The organism is Bacillota bacterium, assembly GCA_040754675.1.
Lineage (GTDB): Bacteria > Bacillota > Limnochordia > Limnochordales > Geochordaceae > Geochorda.
Map to the genome: position 1 here is coordinate 1 of JBFMCJ010000641.1, position 2192 is coordinate 2192.

Annotated in this window: 4 protein-coding genes and 1 pseudogene; 3 read left to right on the plus strand and 2 right to left on the minus strand. The window is 68.2% G+C overall.

Annotated elements, in window-relative coordinates; all coding sequences use genetic code 11:
- Together AB1609_21950 and AB1609_21955 are read left to right on the plus strand one after the other, a co-directional pair.
- Positions 1–317 (plus strand): hypothetical protein (locus AB1609_21950; protein ID MEW6049099.1); only part of this gene is annotated, 317 nt, incomplete at its 5' end.
- Entirely contained in the window at positions 308–721 is a 414-nt protein-coding gene (locus AB1609_21955) for a hypothetical protein (protein MEW6049100.1), read from the plus strand. The genes AB1609_21950 and AB1609_21955, both read left to right, overlap by 10 nt.
- Before the next feature lie 137 nt (positions 722–858).
- Here the strand turns inward: AB1609_21955 and AB1609_21960 are convergent, their stop codons facing one another.
- Both AB1609_21960 and AB1609_21965 read right to left on the minus strand, forming a co-directional pair.
- The gene (locus AB1609_21960) at positions 859–1428 is read right to left on the minus strand and encodes a hypothetical protein (GenBank protein ID MEW6049101.1); all 570 of its coding nucleotides are present in this window, start codon (positions 1426–1428) and stop codon (positions 859–861) included.
- Positions 1429–1543: 115 nt separating this feature from the next.
- A complete protein-coding gene (locus AB1609_21965) occupies positions 1544–1996 on the minus strand; it encodes a hypothetical protein (GenBank protein MEW6049102.1) in 453 nt (150 codons plus the stop codon).
- A gap of 93 nt (positions 1997–2089) precedes the next feature.
- Between AB1609_21965 and AB1609_21970 the strand changes: the two are divergent.
- Positions 2090–2192 (plus strand): annotated as a pseudogene (locus AB1609_21970) (hypothetical protein).

Sequence of the window (2192 nt, forward strand, 5' to 3'; positions counted from 1 at the left end):
GCTCGCGGAAGCTGGGAGGGGCGTGGCTGCTCGATGGCCTGTGGAGGCAGCTCGGCAGCCAGAAGACGCTGGAGCGGTTGCTCAAGCGGCGGCACTACCCGACGCCGGTCGACCGGCTGACCTTCGCGATGGTGGCGAAGTGCGTGCTTTCGCCGTCCAGCAAGCTGGCCATCGAGAAGTGGGTCGCCGACGAGGTCTATGTCGACCAGCTTGCCGAGGTCGAAGTGCACCAGCTCTACCCGGCCATGGACTTCCTCTTGGAGGCCGCGCAGGATTTTGGACCATCGCCCACCTTTTCAACCTGGACGTGGACGTAATTTCCTTCGACACGACCACCGCCTCCTTTGAGATCGAAAGCGAGGATACGGAGGGCCTGCGCCGATGGGGTCCAAGCTCGGACGAGCGGCCCGATCTCGCTCAGGTGGTCATCGGGCTTGCAGCCACCCGGGACGGCGTCCCAGTGTGCGGTTGGGTCTGGCCCGGCAACAGCGCCGACTCCAACGTCGTGGCCGAGGTGAAGCGGGACCTCAACGGCTGGAAGCTCAACCGGATGGTGATCGTGCTCGACGCCGGCTTCCACTCGCCGGAGAACCGCCGCGTTCTGCAGGGAGCCGGCGACCACACCATCATCGGGGAGAAGCTCCGGCTCGGCGCTCAGGGGGTGCCGGCCGAGGCGCTGCGGCGGGGCGGCAAGTACTGCAAGCTCCCCGACAGGCTGTAGATCAAGGCGGTCGGGGTAGGGGGCAACAGTACGGCCCGCCGGCGCTTCGTCATCGTCCGCAACCCTGAGGAGCCCGAGCGGGACCAAAAGAAGCGGGCGCCCGTCCTGGCCGAGCTGGGCAACCGATCGTGGCCATTTCAGGCCGAGACTTTCTGTCTACCTGCCGGAACTAGCGAGTGGAGACCCACTCGGGCGAAGACCTCCCGTTGGAAGGGGTTCGGGGTGGTTACTTTCTCGAAAGGCTCGACCTCGGGGAGGGCAGGGGTGCGGACCGGGTTCCGGGCCACCGTGGCCAGGTTGTCGAGGAGCGTGGGGAAACTGTGCACCTCCCATCCCTCCTGCGTGCGACGGGTCTGGGCCTTGGCCAGCGCGCCTTCGGAGCGCAGGGCGGGCCGGACGGGGGAGCCGTTCTCGTGGGCGCCCGGCTGCTCGTCGTCGAACAAAAACGGTATCCATGCCTCCCGCAGGCGCCACTCCACGTAGCTGGCCAGCACGCACAGGAAGATGTGGGCGCGGACCCGCTCTTCGGTGCAGTGATGAATGGGCCGCACCCGGGCCATGACGGTCTTGATGGTGCGGATCAGGCGCTCCACGTGGCTGAGGCTCTTGTAGCCGAGCACCACGTCTTGCGCCGAGAGCGCCTCGGCGGGCACGGAGGTGCGGATGACGTAAAAGCCGTCCAGGGCCGCCTCCTTCTCGATGGACACGTCCGATCCCGCCGGTAGGTGAGGCGCCCCTCCCCGACCTCCCAGCGGAAGTGCTTGGCCATCTTGTGCTTTTCCAGGATCCGGCCCAGCGCCCCCCCGATCTTCTCCCGGCGCTTCAGCCGGCCGGCGGCCACCCGCCGGGCCAACCGGGCGAGATCCGCCTCCATGGCCGAAAGCAGCTCCTCCCGCTTGCGACGCCGCTCCTCAGGCAAATAGGGTTGCGGCAGACCACCAGCCGCTCGCCGGGGTAGTCCGGGGAGGTGATCTCGGCCAGGTCCTGCTGGTCGAACAGCGAGGGCTGAATGAGCCCCTGGTCCATGAGCTGCCGAAGCGCAGGCGCTCGCAACGCGCTGATCCAGGCCATCCCCTCGATCCCCTTCAACGCCTCGATGCGGGCCTGGGTCAGCATCCCTCGGTCGCCCACCAGGACCACGTAGCGTAACCCAAAGCGCTCCCGCAGCTTGCGGACCGGGTCGCCTACGGTCTTGGGGTCGGCCGTGTTCCCCGGTAGACCTGGGGTTGACCCGATTCCGTGGACACCTGCACACCTGGGGCGGAGCCCCAACAAGGAGGGTGTCCCGTGCCACCAACCCGACCGCCCTACCCGCCGGAGTTTCGCGCCGAGGCCGTTCGGCTCGTGCGGACCTCCGGCAAGACGCAGAAGGCGATCGCCGCCGACCTCGGGGTCTCCACGGAGTCCCTGCGCCACTGGGTGCGCCAGGCCCAGATCGACGCCGGCGAGCGCGAGGGCCTGACGACCGCTG